This window comes from Micromonospora sp. NPDC049175 (assembly GCF_043197345.1).
In the GTDB taxonomy this organism is placed as follows: domain Bacteria; phylum Actinomycetota; class Actinomycetes; order Mycobacteriales; family Micromonosporaceae; genus Micromonospora.
On sequence record NZ_JBICSY010000010.1, the window covers coordinates 126,712 to 145,273 of the forward strand.

General features: G+C 71.8%; 23 protein-coding genes. 9 read left to right on the forward strand and 14 right to left on the reverse strand.

Annotated elements, in window-relative coordinates; translation table 11 throughout:
- Nucleotides 1–60: 60 nt before the first annotated feature.
- The gene (locus ACGFH8_RS30410) at nt 61–783 is read left to right on the forward strand and encodes a hypothetical protein (protein WP_393373846.1); all 723 of its coding nucleotides are present in this window, start codon (nt 61–63) and stop codon (nt 781–783) included.
- Nucleotides 784–813: 30 nt separating this feature from the next.
- Here ACGFH8_RS30410 and ACGFH8_RS30415 read toward each other — a convergent pair whose 3' ends face one another.
- The 5 genes from ACGFH8_RS30415 to ACGFH8_RS30435 form a co-directional block, all read right to left on the reverse strand.
- The gene (locus tag ACGFH8_RS30415; RefSeq protein WP_393373848.1) at nt 814–1,569 is read right to left on the reverse strand and encodes a lysophospholipid acyltransferase family protein; all 756 of its coding nucleotides are present in this window, start codon (nt 1,567–1,569) and stop codon (nt 814–816) included.
- 84 nt (nt 1,570–1,653) lie between these two features.
- Nucleotides 1,654–3,714, reverse strand: a complete 2,061-nt coding sequence (locus ACGFH8_RS30420) for a glycogen debranching N-terminal domain-containing protein (protein ID WP_393373851.1) — start codon at nt 3,712–3,714, stop codon at nt 1,654–1,656.
- Nucleotides 3,714–4,085: an SCP2 sterol-binding domain-containing protein gene (locus ACGFH8_RS30425; RefSeq protein WP_393373853.1), complete on the reverse strand. Its 372-nt coding sequence runs from the start codon at nt 4,083–4,085 to the stop codon at nt 3,714–3,716. The genes ACGFH8_RS30420 and ACGFH8_RS30425 overlap by 1 nt, the downstream gene beginning before the upstream one ends.
- A 206-nt stretch (nt 4,086–4,291) precedes the next feature.
- Nucleotides 4,292–4,708 (reverse strand): CBS domain-containing protein, encoded by a 417-nt coding sequence (locus ACGFH8_RS30430; RefSeq protein ID WP_357067067.1) that lies wholly within the window; start codon nt 4,706–4,708, stop codon nt 4,292–4,294.
- Nucleotides 4,709–4,780: 72 nt separating this feature from the next.
- Nucleotides 4,781–5,503 carry a TMEM175 family protein gene (locus ACGFH8_RS30435; RefSeq protein WP_393373856.1) on the reverse strand — a complete coding sequence of 241 codons (723 nt, stop codon included), beginning with the start codon at nt 5,501–5,503 and terminating at the stop codon, nt 4,781–4,783.
- Nucleotides 5,504–5,737: 234 nt separating this feature from the next.
- Here ACGFH8_RS30435 and ACGFH8_RS30440 point away from each other — a divergent pair, with 234 nt between their 5' ends.
- Nucleotides 5,738–6,319, forward strand: coding sequence for a nucleotidyltransferase family protein (locus tag ACGFH8_RS30440; protein WP_393373859.1), 582 nt, complete (start codon nt 5,738–5,740; stop codon nt 6,317–6,319).
- A gap of 163 nt (nt 6,320–6,482) precedes the next feature.
- On the opposite strand, the gene ACGFH8_RS30445 is transcribed toward ACGFH8_RS30440, so the two are convergent.
- The 4 genes from ACGFH8_RS30445 to ACGFH8_RS30460 form a co-directional block, all read right to left on the reverse strand.
- Nucleotides 6,483–6,923 carry a PPOX class F420-dependent oxidoreductase gene (locus ACGFH8_RS30445; RefSeq protein ID WP_393373860.1) on the reverse strand — a complete coding sequence of 147 codons (441 nt, stop codon included), beginning with the start codon at nt 6,921–6,923 and terminating at the stop codon, nt 6,483–6,485.
- A gap of 118 nt (nt 6,924–7,041) precedes the next feature.
- A complete protein-coding gene (locus tag ACGFH8_RS30450) occupies nt 7,042–8,067 on the reverse strand; it encodes an aspartate-semialdehyde dehydrogenase (protein WP_393373862.1) in 1,026 nt (341 codons plus the stop codon).
- Between the two features lie 258 nt (nt 8,068–8,325).
- Nucleotides 8,326–9,663, reverse strand: coding sequence for a M16 family metallopeptidase (locus tag ACGFH8_RS30455; protein WP_393373865.1), 1,338 nt, complete (start codon nt 9,661–9,663; stop codon nt 8,326–8,328).
- Complete coding sequence (locus tag ACGFH8_RS30460) at nt 9,660–10,949, reverse strand: M16 family metallopeptidase (RefSeq protein ID WP_393373867.1); 1,290 nt, start codon at nt 10,947–10,949, stop codon at nt 9,660–9,662. Before ACGFH8_RS30460 ends, ACGFH8_RS30455 begins: the two co-directional genes overlap by 4 nt.
- Nucleotides 10,950–11,050: 101 nt before the next feature.
- Here ACGFH8_RS30460 and ACGFH8_RS30465 point away from each other — a divergent pair, with 101 nt between their 5' ends.
- Nucleotides 11,051–11,788, forward strand: a complete 738-nt coding sequence (locus ACGFH8_RS30465) for a phosphodiesterase (protein ID WP_393373869.1) — start codon at nt 11,051–11,053, stop codon at nt 11,786–11,788.
- Here the strand turns inward: ACGFH8_RS30465 and ACGFH8_RS30470 are convergent.
- Complete coding sequence (locus ACGFH8_RS30470) at nt 11,755–11,973, reverse strand: hypothetical protein (RefSeq protein ID WP_393373872.1); 219 nt, start codon at nt 11,971–11,973, stop codon at nt 11,755–11,757. The two genes, ACGFH8_RS30465 and ACGFH8_RS30470, sit on opposite strands and share 34 nt — an antisense overlap.
- 274 nt (nt 11,974–12,247) lie before the next feature.
- On the opposite strand from ACGFH8_RS30470, the gene ACGFH8_RS30475 reads away from it, so the two are divergent.
- The 3 genes from ACGFH8_RS30475 to ACGFH8_RS30485 all read left to right on the forward strand — a co-directional run bounded on the left by ACGFH8_RS30475 (nt 12,248) and on the right by ACGFH8_RS30485 (nt 14,208).
- Nucleotides 12,248–13,342 (forward strand): 3-deoxy-7-phosphoheptulonate synthase, encoded by a 1,095-nt coding sequence (locus tag ACGFH8_RS30475; RefSeq protein ID WP_393373875.1) that lies wholly within the window; start codon nt 12,248–12,250, stop codon nt 13,340–13,342.
- Nucleotides 13,343–13,756: 414 nt separating this feature from the next.
- Entirely contained in the window at nt 13,757–13,990 is a 234-nt protein-coding gene (locus ACGFH8_RS30480) for a hypothetical protein (RefSeq protein WP_393374041.1), read from the forward strand.
- 23 nt (nt 13,991–14,013) lie between these two features.
- On the forward strand, nt 14,014–14,208 hold the full coding sequence (locus tag ACGFH8_RS30485) for a hypothetical protein (protein ID WP_393373878.1): 195 nt from the start codon (nt 14,014–14,016) through the stop codon (nt 14,206–14,208).
- Nucleotides 14,209–14,263: 55 nt separating this feature from the next.
- Here ACGFH8_RS30485 and ACGFH8_RS30490 read toward each other — a convergent pair whose 3' ends face one another.
- From ACGFH8_RS30490 to ACGFH8_RS30500, 3 genes are read right to left on the reverse strand one after another with little or no spacing between them, the layout of a single operon-like run.
- On the reverse strand, nt 14,264–14,806 hold the full coding sequence (locus ACGFH8_RS30490; protein WP_393373881.1) for a DUF1360 domain-containing protein: 543 nt from the start codon (nt 14,804–14,806) through the stop codon (nt 14,264–14,266).
- Between the two features lie 53 nt (nt 14,807–14,859).
- On the reverse strand, nt 14,860–15,192 hold the full coding sequence (locus tag ACGFH8_RS30495; RefSeq protein ID WP_393373884.1) for a hypothetical protein: 333 nt from the start codon (nt 15,190–15,192) through the stop codon (nt 14,860–14,862).
- Nucleotides 15,192–15,527, reverse strand: coding sequence for a DUF6158 family protein (locus tag ACGFH8_RS30500; protein WP_393373887.1), 336 nt, complete (start codon nt 15,525–15,527; stop codon nt 15,192–15,194). The genes ACGFH8_RS30495 and ACGFH8_RS30500 overlap by 1 nt, the downstream gene beginning before the upstream one ends.
- Before the next feature lie 131 nt (nt 15,528–15,658).
- On the opposite strand from ACGFH8_RS30500, the gene ACGFH8_RS30505 reads away from it, so the two are divergent.
- Both ACGFH8_RS30505 and ACGFH8_RS30510 read left to right on the forward strand, forming a co-directional pair.
- On the forward strand, nt 15,659–16,081 hold the full coding sequence (locus ACGFH8_RS30505) for a hypothetical protein (RefSeq protein ID WP_393373889.1): 423 nt from the start codon (nt 15,659–15,661) through the stop codon (nt 16,079–16,081).
- Between the two features lie 25 nt (nt 16,082–16,106).
- On the forward strand, nt 16,107–16,436 hold the full coding sequence (locus ACGFH8_RS30510; protein WP_355028951.1) for a DUF3817 domain-containing protein: 330 nt from the start codon (nt 16,107–16,109) through the stop codon (nt 16,434–16,436).
- Between the two features lie 124 nt (nt 16,437–16,560).
- Here the strand turns inward: ACGFH8_RS30510 and ACGFH8_RS30515 are convergent, their stop codons facing one another.
- Nucleotides 16,561–17,061, reverse strand: a complete 501-nt coding sequence (locus ACGFH8_RS30515) for a DUF6232 family protein (RefSeq protein ID WP_393373892.1) — start codon at nt 17,059–17,061, stop codon at nt 16,561–16,563.
- Between the two features lie 509 nt (nt 17,062–17,570).
- Between ACGFH8_RS30515 and ACGFH8_RS30520 the strand changes: the two genes are divergently transcribed.
- Nucleotides 17,571–18,548, forward strand: a complete 978-nt coding sequence (locus ACGFH8_RS30520; protein WP_393373895.1) for an NlpC/P60 family protein — start codon at nt 17,571–17,573, stop codon at nt 18,546–18,548.
- Nucleotides 18,549–18,562 lie beyond the last annotated feature (14 nt).

Sequence of the window (18,562 nt, forward strand, 5' to 3'; positions counted from 1 at the left end):
CAGCGTCCCTCCGATCCGCCAGGCTGCTTACACAAGCCAGCTGACCGGAAGGTCGTGACGATGCACGCCGACACGTCCCCCTTCTTTATCGGTCCCCACCGGTTCGACGCTCTGGACGACGATGTGGGGCCAATCCTGGATCGCCGCTACGACCTGCGCCCCGCGCCCGGTGAGCGGGTGCTCGGGCGGCACCGGCTGCTGGTCGCGGGCTACCTGCTCGGGCCGAGCGAGGCACGGCGCCGTTGGCAGCTACCCGGGCCGGTCTCGGTGACCGTCACCGACCAGCGGATCTGTTGGGTGGGCAGCGGCGCCCAACTGTCGCTTGTCGTCGACGACACGCCCCGGGCACGGCCGCCCGCGCGGTTGAACGGCCTGATGAGCGGGCAGATCCGCTGGCAGTGGCCGTCCCGGTTGGAGTTGCCGACGGCCGAGCCGGACGCGCCGACACAGTTGTTCGTCGTGTGCGACGCGTTGCGCACCATCCAGCAGCCGGCGCTGGCCCTCGGTGGGCCGTCCGCGGCGGTGGCGGCGCTGGCCCGGCAGGTCCGCCGGGCGGTGGCCGAGTTCCGGCTCACCCGTCCCCAACTTGTCGACCTCTCCGCCCAGGAGCGCGACGTGCTGCTGCTGCGGGCCGGGCCCGGCCTGCTGGCCGGGGACTCCCGGGTCACGCTGCCCGGTTCGCTCCCGGTGGAGTTCTACTCCCGAGACGACTACTACCGCTCCGGGCCGGACCCGGCACCGTGGGGCGGGCTCGCAGGCGGCGCGGCATCCGGGCAGCGGTGAAGCCGACGGCCGGATCCGGCCACCGTGACGTCAGACGCTCGTGGCGCGTCGCTGCTCCTCGGCGGCCTCCAGGGCGGCGGCCTCCTCCGGAGTGGGGGCGCTGCCGCCCAGGTGCGCGGGCAGCCACCAGGTGTCGTCCGGGCCGGCCGGCGCGTCCGGGTATTCCCGCTGGGCCCGGTCGACGAGCGCGCCGAGCCGGGTGTTCAGCTCGGTGGCCAGCAGGTTCGGGTTCGGGAAGTCCGCCGGGTCGATCGGCTCACCGATCAGGATGGTGATCGGCGTGTGCCGGCGGGTGAGAGTGCGCGGGCGGCCCTTGGTCCAGAGCCGCTGGGTCCCCCACAGCGCGACCGGCAGCACCGGGACCTTCGCCGAGCGGGCCATCCGGACCGTGCCGCTCTTCAACTCCTTGACGGTGAACGACTGGCTGATCGTCGCCTCCGGGAAGACGCCCACGATCTCGCCGCGCTTGAGGGCGGCGACGGCGGTGCGGAACGAGGCCGCGCCGGCGTCCCGGTCCACCTCGATGTGCCGCATCCCGCGCATCAGCGGGCCGGAGACCCGGTGCGTGAAGACCGACTTCTTGGCCATGAAACGCACCAGCCGACCCGACGCGTTCGCGCCGAAACCGGCGAAGATGAAGTCGAGGTAGCTGATGTGGTTGCCGGCCAGCACCGCCCCGCCGGTACGCGGCACGTGGTGGGCGCCCTCGATGGTGATCTTCAGATCGAGGAGACGGAACATCGTCTTGGCAGCGGCGATAACGGGCGGGTACACGAGCTCCGGCATCCGCAGAATCTACCCTGCCCGGCTGGGTGGCGGACCGGCGGCGGCGCGGGTCGCGCGCCGCCGCCGGCTCGGCGGGCCGGTCGGTCAGTCGGCGAGCTTGTCCAGGTCCAGTCGGCCCCGGGCGAACGCGTCCACCCGACCCCAGCGACCAGGGATGTCCAGCACCTCGATCCGCCCCATGCCCACCGGCAGTCGTGGCTCGACCGCCAGGTGACCGTCGTGCGGCTCCAGACCGAGCATGGTCCGCAGCAGCAGCAGCGGGGTGCCCGTCGACCAGGCCTGCGGGCTGCACGCTGTCGGATACTCCACCGGGAACTTGGTGAGCTCCCGCGGGTAGCCGCCGAACGCCTCCGGCAACCGGCCGTCGAAGTACGTGGCCGCGTCGAGGATGCCGTTGGCGATGGTGGCGGCCTCCTCGGCGAAGCCGTACCGACGTAGGCCCCAGGCGATGAACGAGTTGTCGAACGGCCAGATGGTGCCGTTGTGGTAGCCGATGGGGTTGTACCGGACCTCCCCCTCGGCGAGCGTCCGCACGCCCCAACCGGAGAAGAGCCGCGGCCCCACCAGGTGCTGGGCGAGTTTCTCCGCCCGCTCGGGTTCGACGATCCCACTCCACAGCAGGTGGCCGATGTTGGAGCTGAGGATGTCGCACTGGCGGCCGTCCGGGTCCAGGGCCAGGGCGTAGAACTCGCCGTCGGCCACCCACCAGTCCCGGTTGAACCGCTCCTTCAGCGCTGCCGCCTCGCGCTCCAATTCGTCGGCGAACTCCGGGTCGCCCCAGAACTGGCGGGCCATCCGGGCCGCGCGGACCTTCGCGTCGTACGCGTACCCCTGCACCTCGCAGGTGGCCCGCGGGAACGGTGGCAGCGTGCCGTCGGAGTAGGAGATGGAGTCCCAGGAGTCCTTCCAGCACTGGTTCTCCAGGCCGGTGTCGGTGTTGCGCCGCTCGTACCAGATGTAGCCGTTGCCGACCAGGTCGGCGTAGTTGTCGATCCAGCGCAGCGCCGCGCGGGCCTCCTGCTCCAACTCCTTGACCAGCGCGACGTCCCCGGTCCACCGCTCGTACTCGTCGAGCAGCACCACGAACAGCGGCGTCGCGTCCACCGAGCCGTAGTACGGCGAGTGCGGCTGCTCCTCGAAGGCGGCGGTCTCGCCGTACCGCATCTCGTGCAGGATGCGCCCCGGGTCCTCGTCGCGGAAGTCGTCGAACCGGCTGCCCTGCAACGAGGCGAGGATCCGCAGCGTCGTCTTCGACAACTGCGGGGTGAACGGCAGCGTCTGCAGGCAGGTGAAGATGCTGTCCCGACCGAACATGGTCATGAACCAGGGCAGGCCGGCGGCCGGCAGGGTGGCGCCGCCCAGCGACAGGGGCGAGAAGCGCAGCGCGGCCAGGTCGATCAGGCTGCGCCGGTAGGTGCTGGCCACCCGACCGTGCTGACTGTTGACCTTCGGAGCGTCGGCGATCCACTGCTCCAGGTCGTGCTGGAGGGCGAGCCGCTCGTTGCCGTGCACGCGCAGCCCGAACCGCAGGTCCCGGCCGCCCGGACCCACCGCGTGCGTCTGGACGTCGATCGAGGCTTCCCACTGCTCGTTGGGCTCCAGGTGCACGGTGTACGCGAAACCCTCACGGTCGTACCGCGCCGACATCGACGAGGAGATGACCGTCTCCCGCCGGAAGTTGCCCCGGCGGTAGCCCAGCCGAAGCCGGTCGGACTCGACCTCGGTGTAGATCTCGCCCTTCTTGTTGAGGATCTCGTCCTTGACCTGGAACAGGTCGGCGAAGTCCGACGCCGCGTCCATCCGGACTTCCAGATCGACAGGCTTCTCGTCGTGGTTGAGGATGGTGAGCTGCTCGCAGAAACTGCCGCCCACCGCGCGCTCGCGGATGATCGACAGCTTCGCGTCCACGTAGTGCGTGGCCATCCCCGGGACGAGGAAGAACCGGGACTCGAAGTACTGGAGATCGTCGTAGGAGAGCGAGTTGAGCCGCTCACCGTTGACGGTCAGCACCCAGGTGGACAGGAACCGGGTGTCGAGGGAGAAGAGCCCGGTCGGCTCGCTCGGAGTCGCCTCGATGTCGCCGGTGTCCTCGCAGACGACGAACGTGTTGCCGTCCAGGATCCGGACCGTGTTGGACTGCCCCATCAGTACCCCTCCCCCGCGAAGCGTCGACGGGGCCCCCGGGCGTCCGGTGAACTCGGGAAGATCCGCTCCACCTGCACCACCAGCCGGGCGTCACCGGTCACCGTCATGTCCCCCCGCAACAGCGCGGCGAGGCCGTGCTCGCGGCCCGCGGCGATGTCGTCGAAGAGGACGGGGCTCGCGCCGATGACCGTGTCGGCCTCCCGGTCCTCCTGGCTCACGTCGACCCGGCCGTGGTCGATTCTCAGCAGCCAGTGCCGGGTCTGCGCCCCCTCGTGCAGGTCGATACGCAGTGTCCCGGAGGTCTTCGCCAGCAGGGGTTCGTACCCCCGCCGGTCCAGGTCCTCGAAGAACCTCGTGGTCGCGTCCACCATCGAGTCCACTCCTCCCAGTTGCCGGGCCCCAGATCCCGCACCGCGCTCGCGCGTCGCGCGGCCGGCCGGCGTTGCACGTCCCCGCACGGGTCCCCGCCGCTCCTCCGGTCAACCTCGCCCGGATCGGGTGAGCGGCGGCGTCGTCCCGGCAGCGCAACGCCGGCCCTCCCGCGAGGGGAGAGCCGGCGCGCGCCCGCGGCGGACGGTCAGTTGTTCGGATCGTCGGCGCTGATGTCCGCGAGCACCGACTGCGGTTCGCGTTCGACCGCGAGGTCACCCATCGAGATCAGACCGACCAGGCGCCCGTCGTCGATCACCGGAAGCCGGCGTACGGCGTACGTGCGCATCAGGTCCGCGGCGGCCACCACGTCGTCGTACTGACTCACGGTGATCACATCGCGGGTGGTGATCTGGCCCAGTCGTGTCGAGCCGGGTTCCATGTTCTCCGCGACACCACGCACCGTGATGTCCCGGTCCGTGACGATGCCGACGACGTTGTCGCCATCGGTCACCACCACATCACCAATCGCACTGTCGCGCATCTCCTGCGCGGCGGCGATGAGCGTCTCGTTGCCGTCCATCGTCACCAACCGGGTCGTCATGAACTCTCCGACCGTTGTCATGGTGCTCCCCTCTCGGTGTCGGCACGGCCGTCTACCCGCCGCCCGGGAGGGGGTAACGCCGACCGCCGGTGTCTATCTGCGCGGGTGCCGCGGGTCCGGGTGCCGCGGGTGTGAGTGCCGCGGGTGCCGCAGGCGCCGCAACTCGTACAGGCCGCTGCTGGTCAGCGAGAAGAAGATCGGCAGCAGCAGGAAGACCACAAGCGCGAGCAGCGGGTTGACCAGGTATCCGACGAGAACCGCCAGCCCGTACCCCAGGACGCCGGCCGCGGCCCGTACCCGTTCGCTGGGAAAGAACGAACCCGTCACGGCCTCGTCCAACAGATCGTGATGTCGGGCCAGGTAGTGGTACAGCCCCAGCCAGGTCACCGAGAGAAACGCGCCGGCCAGACCGTAGAGGACCACTCCGGTCCGCTGGTCCGCCCGGTCCCCCTCCCGCAGGGCCTGCGAGAGCACCGAGGTGGCGAACGGCAGCAGCGCGGTGCTGAACAGCACCCCGAGGTTGTACCACTGGAGGCCCTTGCCACTGCTTGTCACCCGATTGAAGGTGGCCCGGTGGTTGATCCAACTGACCGCCACGATGACGTACGACGTGACGTAGGCGAGGTACGCCGGCCACTGCTCGACAAGCGCGTGCAGCAACTGACCGCGCCCCACCCGGGGTGGCTGGAGGTCGAGCACCAGCAGCGTGATGATGATGGCGAAGACACCGTCGCTGAACGACAGCAGACGGGACGTTTCCCGACGCAGGGTCGGGCCGCCGGGGCGGGTCTCGTCACGTGTCGTGTCGTCACCCATCCCACTCCTGCTCCTTCCTCGCGTTCCTGCTCTTCCGCCTTCCCGCGTGGCTGCCCTTCGTGCCTCCCTGCCCTGTCGCCTTGCCGCGCGCCTGCCCTTCGTGCCTTCCTGCCCTGTCGCCTTCCCGCGTGCCTGCCCTTCCGCGAGTGGGCGCGGCAGCGCGTTATACCCGTCGGCGGGCGGCACACCCGCCCGTGGGCGACACTCCTCGGCTCCGCCGCCTACCGTGGGCGGGTGATACCGGGCGAGGGGGAACTGCGGGAACTTGTCGACGACAGCCGTTGGCTGACCCGGGCGCTGGGCGTGGTACGTGACTCCGGGCTGCCGGACGCCTGGATCGGCGCGGGCGTCCTGCGCGACCTGGTCTGGGGCGAACGTTACGGCGAAGGGTTCGACCCCACGACCGTCCGGGACGTGGACGTGGTCTTCTTCGACCCGGCGAGGCTGACCCGCGACGACGACCACGAGGCCACCGCCCTCCTCGCGCGGGCGTGGCCGCAGCCGCCGTGGGAGGCACGGAACCAGGCGGCGGTGCACACCTGGTACGCGGCGACGTTCGGCGGTGACCCGATCGCCCCGTACCGCAGCGTCGCCGAGGCGATCGCCACCTGGCCGGAGTACGCGACAGCGGTGGCCGTCCGCCTGGACTCGGCCGATCGACTGGAGGTGTGCGCCCCGTACGGTCTGGCGGATCTGCTGGGCGGGATCTGGCGGCACAACCCGGCCCGGGTGGACGTGGCCGGGTCTCGACAGCGGTTGGCCCGGCACCGGCCGGCGCGGCGCTGGCCCGGGGTGACCGTGATCGAACCAGGCTGACCAGCAGCGACGGGGGCATCAGCCACGATGACGAGCGCGTCGACCCACCGCGACGGGCGTGGGTAGCCCACCGCGACGGGCGCGGGTAGCAGCCCACCGCGACGGGCGCTGGCAGCCCCGGCCCACCGCGACGGGCGCGGGAGCCGACCGCGACGGGCGCGCGTCAGCCCCGGGGCGGAATTCCGTAGATCCGCTCCACGTGCAGGCGCAACACCAGCCGCCCGTCGTCGACCATGGCCTGGCGGTACTCGTCCCAGTCCGGGTGCTCGCCGCTGAGCGCCCGGTAGAGCGCCACCAGCTCCTCCACCGTCTCGTCGCCGGGCTCGGCGGCGGGCGCGGTCAGCTCGGCGCGCCCCTCGACGACGGCGTACGCCCAGCCGTCCTCGCTGCCGACGTGGAAGCTGGCGCGCGGGTCCCGGCGCAGGTTGGCGGTCTTGGCCCGGCCGGCGGTGACCGAGACCCGGATCAGGCCGGCGTCCCGGTCGAAGGAGTAGACCACTGTGGACAGCTGCGGCCGCCCGTCCCGCTTGATGGTCGCCAGCACGCCCATCGAACGGCCGGAGATCAGGTCGGTCAGCGCCTGTTGGGTGCGGTCATCCGGCACGGTCTCCTCCAGGGGGTCGGCTTCGTCCCATCAAAGCACGCCGGTCCGACCGCCGCTCCGCCCGAACACGACCGAGCCCTCGCCGGTCGGCGGCGAGGGCTCGGGGTGACCGCGACGGTCAGCGTCGCTCGGCGGCGACCAGCTCGGCGAGCTGCACCGCGTTGAGCGCGGCGCCCTTGCGCAGGTTGTCGTTGGAGCAGAACAGGGCCAGCCCGTACTCGACGGTCTCGTCGGCGCGGATCCGACCCACGTAGGTCGGGTCCTGCCCGGCGGCCTGCAACGGCGTCGGCACGTCGGTCAACGCCACCCCGGGCGCGTCGGCCAACAACTCGTGGGCGCGCTGCGGGGTGAGGGCCCGGGCGAACCGGGCGTTGATCTGCAGCGAGTGGCCGGTGAAGACCGGCACCCGGACGCAGGTGCCGGAGACCCTGAGGTCGGGGATCTCCAGGATCTTGCGGCTCTCGTTGCGCAGCTTCTGTTCCTCGTCGGTCTCGAACGAGCCGTCGTCGACGATCGAACCCGCCAGCGGGAGGACGTTGAAGGCGATCGGCTGGCTGAACGAGCGCGGCGCGGGGAACTCCACGGCCGACCCGTCGAAGGCCAGCCCGGCGGCGTGCTCGGCGACCTTGCGGACCTGCTCGTCCAGCTCGGCGACGCCGGCCAGCCCGGCACCGGAGACCGCCTGGTAGGTGGAGACGACCAGACCGACAAGCCCCGCCTCGGCGTGCAGCGGGCGCAGCACCGGCATCGCGGCCATCGTGGTGCAGTTGGGGTTGGCGATGATGCCCTTGGGACGATCGAGGGCCGCGTGCGGGTTGACCTCGGCGACCACCAACGGCACCTGCGGGTCCATCCGGAACGCCGAGGAATTGTCGATCACCACGGCGCCGGCCTGGGCGACTCGGGGGGCCAACTCCCGGGCGGTGCCCTTGCCGGCCGAGAAGAGCACGATGTCCAGCCCGGAATAGTCAGCGGTCGCGGCGTCCTCGACTGTCACCTCACCGTCGCGCCACGGCAGCGCCCGCCCGGCCGACCGCGCCGAGGCGAACAACCGCACCTGCTCCGCCGGGAACTCCCGTTCCGCCAGCACCTGCCGCATCACGCCACCGACCTGGCCGGTGGCCCCCACAATGCCGATCCTCATGCCCGCGAGGCTACCGACCCCACCCCCGAACCCGGCACCCCTTTCCCACCGCCGGGCCGCACATCACAGAACCCCACCCCCCACCCACCCACTCACTCACCCACCCCCGGCCCACCCGCCCACCCCCGGCCCACCCGCCCACCCCGGTTGATCATGAGGTTATAGCCGCGACACGCCGCGGCGCGTGACGATAACCTCATGATCAACGAGGGACGGAGCGCGGAGCGCGGAGCGCGCGAGGGGGCGTGGGGCGGCGGGTTAGGGGAGCAGGTCGCCTAGGGATGCTGCGGTCAGGTCGTCGCGGATGACGGCTGCGTCGCCCTCGATGACCAGGGTCAGCGCGTCCGGGTGCAGGTGGGTGGCCGCCGCCGCGGAGACCTGGTCGACGTCGGCGGCGAGCAACGACTCCCGCAGTCGGGCGTGGTAGTCGTCCGGCAGGTCGTGCACCACGAGCGTGGTCAGCGCGGACGCGATCGCCCGAGGGCTCTGCAACTCGACCGAGAGCTGCCCGGCCCGCCAGGACCGGGCCACCGCCAGCTCGTCCTCGGTCACCCCACCGGCCTGGGTACGGCTGATCTCACCCACCGCCTCGACCAGGGCCGGCACGGTGACCGCGGTCTGCACGCCGGAGCTGACCCCGAACCGACCGAAGCGGCGGGACGAGGCGAAGTCACCCCGGACGCCGTAGGTGTAGCCGTGCACCTCGCGGAGCAGGTGGTTGAGGCGGGAGGTGAACGCCCCGCCGAGGACCGTGCCGGCGAGCGTCATCGGCACGTGGTCGGGGTGCGCCCGGTGCGGCGACGGGTGGCCCAGCCGCAGCGTGGACTGCACCGAGCCGGGTCGGTCCACCAGGATGATCCGCCGTCCGGCGTGCAGCGGCACGTCGATCGGGCCACCCCGCTCGGCCGGGCCGCCACCGGTGCCGGCGAACGCCGCGGCGGCCAGCGCGTCCAGGTCGATCCGGTCCAGGTCGCCGGCGACGATCAGGGTGCCGGGACGCAGGAACCACTCGGAGTGGAAGACCGTCATGTCCTCCACGTCCAGCGCGGCGACCGACTCCGGGTCGCCGTACATCGGCCGGCCCCACCGGTTCTGTGCGCCGAACAGGTCACCGCGCAGCGCGGCGTCGGCGCGGGGACCCGGGTTGGCCCAGTCCATCCGCAGCGCGGTCGCCTCGTCGTCCCGGACCCGACGCACGTCGGCGGGGTCCAGCCTCGGCGTCCGGACCGCTTCGGCGAGCAACTCCACGGCGGCGCTGAGCCGGTCCACCGGGACCACCACGCTGGCCTGGAACGAGTCCCAGTCCAGCCCGGTCGACAACGCGGTGCCCAGCCCTTCGACGGCGAGCGCGTACGCGGCGGCGTCCCGCTGCGCGGTCCCCTCCTCCAACGCCTTGGCCAGCACGCCGGACAGGCCCTCCTTGCCGACCGGCTCCTGGCTCGCGCCCACGTCGAGCAGCAGCAGGGCCACGGCGAGGTTCTGCCCCGGCAGGTGCGCGGCGACGACCTGGCCACCGGCCACGGCGCGGCGGACCACCGGCGGGAACCGGTACGGACGGGCGGCACCCGGGGCGGGACGGTCGGCGATCAGCGTCATGAGGTCTCCTCGGGCAGGTAGGTCAGCAGCACCCGGTCGGTGGCGAGCACGTCGGCGGCGGCCTCGGCGACCTGCTCGGCGGTGACCGCGAGCAGACCCGGCAACTGGTCGGCGATGCGGGCCGGGTCACCGAACTGCGTGGCGTACCGGCCGAGCAGATCCGCGCGGCCGTCCACGGTGGACAGCTGACGCCACCATCCGGTGCTGAGCATCGCCTTGGCCCGATCCAGCTCGGCGGCGGTGACCGGCACGGTGGCCAACTCGTCGACGACCTCGGCCAGCCCCTCGGCCAGTCGCTCGGCGCTCACTCCGGGGCGGGCGGTGGCGGTGGCGATCAGCGGTGCCGGGGCGTGCGCGAGGTCCACCCCGTACGCCCCGACCAGGTCCGGCTGCGCGATCCGTTCACCGTCGGCGAGGCGCTGGTAGAGCCGACTGCCCCGACCGCTGCCGAGGACGGTGGCCAGCACGTTGACCACGTGGTATTCCGGGCTGCCGAACGGGTAGGTGCGGTGGGCGACGTACACCCGGGGCGCCGGCACGTCGGCGCTTACCGACTCGATCGCCGTCTGCCCGGTCGCCGGGACGTTGCGACCGTCCGGGGCGGCCGGGATGTCGTCGCGTGCCGGCAGCGCGCCGAAATACTTGTCGGCGAGCGCGAACACGTCGGACGCGGTGGCGTCGCCGGCCACGGTGAGCACCGCGTTGTTCGGCGCGTAGTAGGTCTGGTGGAACGCCTGGAAGGTGGCGAGGTCGGCGGCGTTCAGGTCGGCCATCGAGCCGATCGTCGCGTGGTGGTACGGGTGACCCGCCGGGTAGAGCAGCGGCAGCAGACGCAGCCAGGCGTCGCCGTACGGCACGTTCTCGTACCGCTGCCGGCGCTCGTTCTTGACCACGTCCCGCTGGTTGTCGAGCGTCTCCTGGGTGAGTGCGGGGACCAGGCCGCCCATCCGGTCGGCCTCCAGCCAGAGCGCCAACTCCAGGTGCTCGGTCGGGACCGTCTCGAAGTAGTTGGTCCGGTCCGGGTTGGTGGTGGCGTTGAGCGAGCCGCCGGAGCCCTGGATCAGTTTCATGTGCTCGGTCTTCGCCACGTTGACCGAGCCCTCGAACATCAGGTGCTCGAAGAGGTGGGCGAAGCCGGTCTGCCCGGTCGGCTCGTGTCGGGAACCGACGTCGTACCAGAGGTTGACGGCCACGGCGGGCGCGGTGCGGTCCTCACTCACCACCACGCGCAGGCCGTTGTCCAGTCGGGACGTCTCAATGGGCCAGGGGTAACCACTGTCGGGCATACCCCGACGCTATCCGATCTCGCGGGCGGAAAGGTGACGTGTGGTGGGTCGAGCGCGCCGACCCCGGGCATCGAGGCCGCCGTCCGGGGTACCGGAGGGCCATGACCGTCACCCCGCCTCCGTCCCGGTCCGCCGCCGTCGTCGAACGTGCCAGCGCCGCGCTCGGCCGGCTGCGCCACGGCCGGCTGCTGCATCCGGCCGGTCGCTCGTTCGTCGGCGAGGTGGTGATCTGGGGTACGCCCGGACCACCCATCGGGGTCGGCCTGCTCGACGACCCCGGCCGGTACCGGGCCACCGTCCGGTTCTCCAAGGGCACCCCCACGCCCGGCGGTTGGCCGGACGTGCTGGGCGTCGCGCTGCGCCTGCACCGGGACACCGGTCGACCGTTCGACCTGCTGGTCAGCTCCAGCGGCGCGGCCCCGCTGATGCGGAACCTGCCGCTGCCCCGACGCTGCTTCACCGGGACGTACAGCACGATCGTGGGTTACCGCGTGGGCCGGCGCCGGCTCTGGCTGGCCGCGCTCGCCGACCCCGACTCCATCGACCTCGGGCGCAGCCTGCGCACGGTGGCCGCCGCGACCAGGACGGACGCGCCACGCCTGGTGCTGGCGGTCGCGTCCGCCGTCGGGCCGTGGCGGCCGGTGGGGCAGGTCGAGTTCGGTGCCCCGCTCAGCGCCGAGGAGGACGCCGCGCTCGCGTTCGACCCGGTGCGGAACCTGCCACCCGAACTGCGGGCGGCAGGTCCGCTGGCCTGGCTGCGGGAGCACACCTACCGGGGGTCCCGCCGGGCACGCGGGGCCGCCGCTCAGTCCGGCGGCTCGACCGCGACGACCGTCTGATCCGAGGTACGACGTTCCAGCACCGTGTCGGGCGCCGCGTTCTGGTCCGCCTCCCGGATGTCCGACTCGGCGAGGATGGCCTCGGCCTGCGCCTCCGGGTCGTCGCTGCCCACGGCGGCCTCCTCGGGCAGGAGGTGGTGGGCGCGGGACTCCACCCGTTCCTGATCGCTCTGCTCGTCAGTCATGGCACCCCTGTTACCCCGACCCCGCCCCTGGCACGCGGTCTCCGCCCCGCATCTTGGGACGACGGGCCGGCGGTTCCCGTCCGGTCGGGTAGGCTGGCCCCCGTGACGCGTTCCTATCGATGGTTTAGGCAGCCGGCTCGCACGCCGGTGACTTCACCATGAACTGACGTCACCACGGACCGAGCCGGCTGGGCAGGAGCTGTCGTTCCTGCCCTTTTGCGTACGAGCAGCCGGCTCGTCCCGGGCACCGGCCCCGGGCACGGTCGGCGGAAGGATGCCCACCGTGACGACCCCGGAGACCGATCGGGTCAGCGATCAGCGAATCGACCGTGTCGTGCCGCTGACCACGCCCGCCCTCTTACACCACGAGTTGCCCCTGGACGCCTCGCTCGCGTCGGCCGTGCTGACCGGTCGCCGCGCGGTGGGTCGCGTGCTCGATCGCGAGGACGACCGCCTGCTGGTGGTGGTCGGCCCCTGCTCGGTGCACGACCCCGCCGCTGCCCTCGACTACGCGCGGCGTCTGCGTACGGCAGCCGACCGGCTGGCCGACGACCTGCTGATCGTCATGCGGGTCTACTTCGAGAAGCCGCGTTCGACTGTCGGTTGGAAGGGCCTGATCAACGACCCGGGCCTGGACGGCAGCGGGGACGTCAACACCGGTCTGCGGCTGGCCCGGGCGCTGCTGCTCGACGTGCTGCGCGTCGGCCTGCCGGTGGGCTGCGAGTTCCTCGACCCGATCACGCCGCAGTACATCGCGGACACGGTGGCCTGGGGTGCGATCGGCGCCCGTACCGTGGAGAGTCAGGTGCACCGCCAGCTCTCCTCGGGTCTGTCCATGCCGATCGGCATGAAGAACCGCCCGGACGGCAGCATCAGCACCGCTGTCGACGCGATCCGCGCCGCCGGGGTGCCCCACGTCTTCCCCGGCATCGACTTCTCCGGCACCCCGGCGATCATGCACACGCGGGGCAACACCGACGGCCACCTGGTGCTGCGCGGTGGGGGCGGCCGGCCCAACTACGACGCGGATTCGGTCGCCGGAGCGCTCGACCTGCTCCGCGCGGCCGGGTTGCCGGAGCGGCTGGTGATCGACGCCAGTCACGCCAACAGCGGCAAGGATCACCGCAACCAGCCGCGGGTCGCCGCCGACGTGGCCGCCCAGCTGGCCGCCGGCCAGCGCGGGATCACCGGCGTGATGCTGGAGTCGTTCCTGCTGCCCGGCCGGCAGGATCTCGACCCGACCCGGGAGCTGGAGTACGGCCGGTCGGTCACCGACGCCTGCCTCGGCTGGGACGACACCGTCGAGGTGCTCGACCACCTGGCCTCCGCCGTGCGGGCCCGGCGGGCCACCCTGCCCGCGACGGTGTGACCGCCGCCACTGCGGCGCGTGGAACACGGGCGGGGGTCGACTCGTTGACCGAGGTGTCGGTGTGTCATGTGTCCCCGGGCCTCACCTAAATAGCCTTCGCGGAATACCGTCCGGCTGGAGCCGCGTAGTGCCACTCGCCGAGAGGCGACCTGCACACCGACACCAGCGCCGCCCCCGGCCCACAAGGCCGGGGGCGGCGCTGTCTCTGTCGGTCTGCCCGAACTCCGAGCAGACCGGACAGGCCGAGTCGACCGACCAGCAGCAGCAGCGTCCTTTGCTCTGCACCCACCCGCGCGCCGCCTACGGCGGGTGACTGTCGCATGCGCGGGTGCAGAGCAAAGGGAACTTCACAGCGCCATCGCCCGGCGGCGCAGACGAGTCAGCGGTGCGTTTGACCGATTCCGCCCCGGGTAGCTGATCGAGGTGACCGACGACGCATTCGTGACCGACGAGCCGGACACCCGGGCCCTCGACGACCTGCTGAACGACGTCTACCGGGCGCAGGAGCGGGTCACCCAGGCGGAGATCTACCGACAGGCGGTGGCCGCCGAACTTTCGCCGGATCTGCTCGCCCGAATCGACGCGCTGCCCGAGGGCGAGTACTCGGTGGACGAGGCCAGCGACCTGCTGGGCGGTTCCATCGGCTGAGTCACCGCAGAAGGGACACCGACATGACGCACCACGAAGACCACGACGAGAAGGTGCCGGCGCTGGGCCAACCGCCGAAGGGCAGGGACACCACGCCCGAGCCGGACTTCGCCAACGAACACGACCGCACCGCCGTGGACCGGGACGTCGTCACCGGGGCGGACGAGGACGAACGCGAGCCGGAGTCGCCGCACGGCTGGTCCGGCATGGAGCGCTGAGGCAGGTACGACGAAGGGGCCGGCGTCTGCCGGCCCCCTTCGTGCGTCTGTTCGATCAGTCGTCGTCGTGGTGCCCACCCTCGGCCGCCTGCTGTGCCGTCGCGTACGCCATCTGGAGGAAGTCGGACGCGGCGACCGCCGTCAGCGCGGTGGCCACCAGCCGGGTCAGCCGGGGTGCCAGCACCAGGCCCCCGGTCAGCCCGGTGGCCACCCAGACCGCCAGGCAGAAGGGGCAGCTCAGCAGCTCGCCGATGGCATGCCGGGTCGGGCTGCCCGAGTCACGGACCTGCTCCATCACCTCACCGCTGCCGATCGGACGGTCGTAGCGGGTGAACGGCGCGCGGAGAGGGCTGGTCACGGCGTCCTTGGAAAGCAGCCGGCTCAGCTTGTGCGTGGCGATGGAGAGCAACACGACGTCGGACGGGGCGGGACGCTCCGGCACCTGTCGACCTGTCACCTTGACCAGACCGGCGAGTGCCCCGGTCACTCCGGCGTAGGCGCCCATCGCCACCAGATAGCCGCCGAGCGGCCGGTGTTCGTGCGGCGCGTACGCCCGGCGCAGCCGCGCCGCCTTCTGTCGCAGGCCAGTGTCGCTCACCCGGTCTCCTTACATCTCGTGGTGGTGTGGGAGCGGCGTGCCGCGGGGCCGCCTCAGCCGGCCTGAAGGTTGTCGGCGACCTCGCGTGCCAGGTTGGTGAGCGCCTCGTCGGCCAGTTGGTCCGGACCCGAACCGTCCGAACCGTCGGCCAGGTCAAGCTGGATCCGGGCGCCGCCGGAATCAGCCGACTCGACCCGGATCTCGGCGGACCAGTCGGCGTCGCCACCCCACCGGGCTCGCAACTCCGCACCGTTGATATCCGCGGCGGGGGCGCCGCCTCCGCGCAGCGGTTCCGGCAGCCAGGCAGCGGCCCGGTTGGGGTCGGTGGCGGTGTTGAAGACCACCTCGGGTGGCGCGGACATCCCGCGCACGGCGCGCGCCGGCATCAGGAGTCCCGCAGACGGTTGGGGTCGACCTCCCGGCCCGGGTGACGCGCCAGGTATTCGGTCTCGAGTTCCGCCGTGCGCCGCAGGTGGTTGGCGAGCGCGGAGTCCGCCGCGTGCCGCAGGGTGTCCAGGCGGGTGCGGTGCAGGCTGTGCATCTCGCGGATCAGGTCCTCGTCGGTCAACTCCGTCGGGTCGATGCCGAGCAGGTCGCCGTCGAGAGCGCCCGCCGGGTCGGCGAGGTGATCGCCACCCCACTCGGGCACCCGCTGCTCCGGGCTCATATCCGTGCTGCCGTTGGACGCAAAGCCGTCCTCACGTACCGATCCGGTCATCATCGCCCCCCTTGATCTCGTTTGGGCTGGCGTCTAGACGATTGCCCAGGCGTGGTGACGCCAAACCCTCCCGGCCGCGCGACAACTACGACACGGTGTCGGAGACCGGCGGCGCCCCCGGTACTCTCGGTGCCATGAGGCGGCTCTGGACCCCGGCGTGGATCGCACGTCACGTGGCCATGGTCGTGCTGGTCGTGGGCTTCCTCGGGCTGGGCTGGTGGCAGATCAGCCGGGCCGCCGCCGGCAACAGCCTGAGCTGGGGGTACGCGGTCGAGTGGCCGATCTTCGCCGGCTTCGTGGTCTACGTCTGGTGGCGTGAGGTGAAGCTGGCCCGTCGCCGGGCGACCGCCACCGACGTGCCCTCGGCCGAGCCGGCCGCCGAGCCCGCCCCGGCGGTCACCGCGGGGTCCCGACCGGCGGTACGCCGACCGGTGCGGGTGTCTCGGACGCCGTCCGGCGGCGACGCCGTCGAGGACACGGACCTGGCCGCCTACAACAACTACCTGTCATGGTTGAGCGCCAATCCGGGCGCCCGACCCGGTGACTATCCCGGCTGAGCCGGGCTCGGAAGGACGGACGACTGTGGGCGCTGCCCTTACCCGCTACCGCGCGATCGCCTGGATCGTGGGCGTCGTGCTGATCCTGTTGGTCGTGATCGGCATGCCGCTGAAGTACGTGTTCGACAACGCGGTCGTGGTGGAGACGGTGGGGCCCGCGCACGGGTTCCTCTACATGATCTATCTGGTGGCCGCGTTCGACCTGAGCCGTCGGGCCGACTGGCCGCTGAAGCGGATGCTGCTGGTGATGTTGGCCGGCACCGTGCCGTTCGTCTCGTTCTACGCCGAGCGCCGGGTCAGCGCCTGGGTGGCCGCGCCGCAGGAGACGCGGGCCCCGGAGCCGGTCGCCCGCTGAGCGGCTGGGTGCCGACGCCCGCTGAGCGGCCGGCGGACCGACGCCGCTGAGCGGCTGGTGTGCCGACGTCGTTGAGCGCCCGGTGTGCCGACGCCCAGCGAGCGCGGGCCCACCGTTCGTCGACTCAGCGGCTGGGCCGCCACGGCTCGGCGGAGGCGAGCGGGTCGACCCAGCCGCCGTACCTGTTCACCTCCCGGGCCCGCAACAGCGCCCGGGTGACCTGGCCGAACTGCCGCTCGTCGTCGGCACTGAACAGCAGCACCTCCGCTCCCCCGTACCACCCCCACAGCTCGTGCGGCGGTGGGCGCCAGCGATCGCCGACCAGGGCCAGCGCAGCCGGCAGCAGGAACACCGCACCGAGGATGAGGTAGGCCCCGGCGGTCAGGCGGTGCAGCCCGCCGGTGAAGCCGAGCAGCAGCCCGACGCCGCCGAGCATGCTGGCGGTGACGATCACGGCCCGGACGGCGATCCGGTCGTGCGGGCCCCGGGTGGTGCGCAGATGGGTCAGGTCGGCGACCCGGTAACTGGTTCGGCCGACGGTGAACCTGTCGACGGTCACGATGATGCCGGGCCGGGCGTACAGCAGGGTGGACCGGCTGCCCGGCACCGTTCGCGGCGGTCGCACCCTTGCGCCTTCACGATTCACGGTTCCTCCCGCATGGACGCTTGGCCGAGGTGCCCGACGGTGACGACTACCGCTGTCTGCCGACGGGATTCCCGACGTCAGCACCCATTGTGTTTGTGCACCGCCAGCCGACCTGGGCAGTTACCGGTTCTCGACAGCTCACCCCGACGAGGGACATCGCCCAGAAACAGCATCCATTTCGCCTTTTATCGGTTATGGCCAGCCATCATCCGACGGCATACGCCCGGAACGACGAAAGTCATATATCCGTCAGTAGGCGTAAAAGGGGGCGCTACCCAGCCGCAGCAGGTGTCCGCAGCGCCACCCAGCGCAGGAACACGAGCAGCCACTCGCCCAACTTTCGCCCCTGCTTCAACTGCGAGCGACATCCGTCCCGGGTTAGGTTGGGTGCGCCGGTCCGGCCCAGTGCCGTCCGCCCGGGTGGCCCCGGCCGGTGTCGCCGAGGGCGTCAGCAGCCCCGGCGGCCGTGGGAGAGGGGCCTTTCGCTCTTGTCATCCCTGAGAAACCTGCTGCGTACCGTGGCGCTGGCCGGCATGTCGGCCGCGCTTATCGCCCCGACGGCGGTGGCGCACGCCGAGCCGTCCCCCGCCGACCTGACCCGCCGGATCGAGACATCTTCGGCCGAGTTGGAACGGGTGGTGGAGTCGTACAACAAACTGCGTGAGGAGATCAAGGCCAACGAGGCCTCGGTGGCCCGATTGAAGGCCCGCATCGGCCCGCTGGAGCAGCAGGCCGAGCAGAGCCGGGCCGACGTGACCGAGTTGGCCACCACGGCGTACAAGAGCGGAGGCCTACGGACCGCGGACGCCCTGCTGCGTGCCGGCGGCTCCGCCGCCCTACTGGATCGGCTGGGCACGCTCGACCAGCTCACCCGCCAGCGGCAGGAGAGCATCTCCGGCTTCACCGCCGACCAGCGACGACTGCTGGACGAGAAGGCCAGCCTGGACGCCACCCTGGCCCGGCAGGCCGCGCGGGCCCGTCAGCTCGCGACGGGTAAGAAGCAGATCGAACAGGACCTGGCCAAGCTGTACGAGCTGCGTCGGCAGGCGTACGGGGCGGCCACCGAGCGCCCCGAGCCGAAGGCCGCGGCCACCGTGGCCAAGGACGTGCCCGCGGTGGCCGGTGACGCCGGCGCCGCCGTGCGCTACGCGTTCGGCGCGGTGGGCAAGCCGTACGTCTGGGCAGCCGACGGGCCCAACGGCTACGACTGTTCCGGGCTGACCTCGGCGGCTTGGCGGGCGGCCGGCAAGTCCCTGCCGCACAACACCCGGATGCAGTGGGGTGCCGTCGCACACATCGGGCGGGGCGACCTGCGGCCGGGTGACCTCGTCTTCTACAGCGGGCTCGGGCACGTCGCCCTCTACGTGGGCGACGGCCAGGTGATCGACGCGCCGAGCGCGGGCCGCAACGTGCTCAAGCGGGGCATGAACATGATGTCCATCCAGGGCTACGGCCGGGTCCGCTAGCGGACCCGGCAACG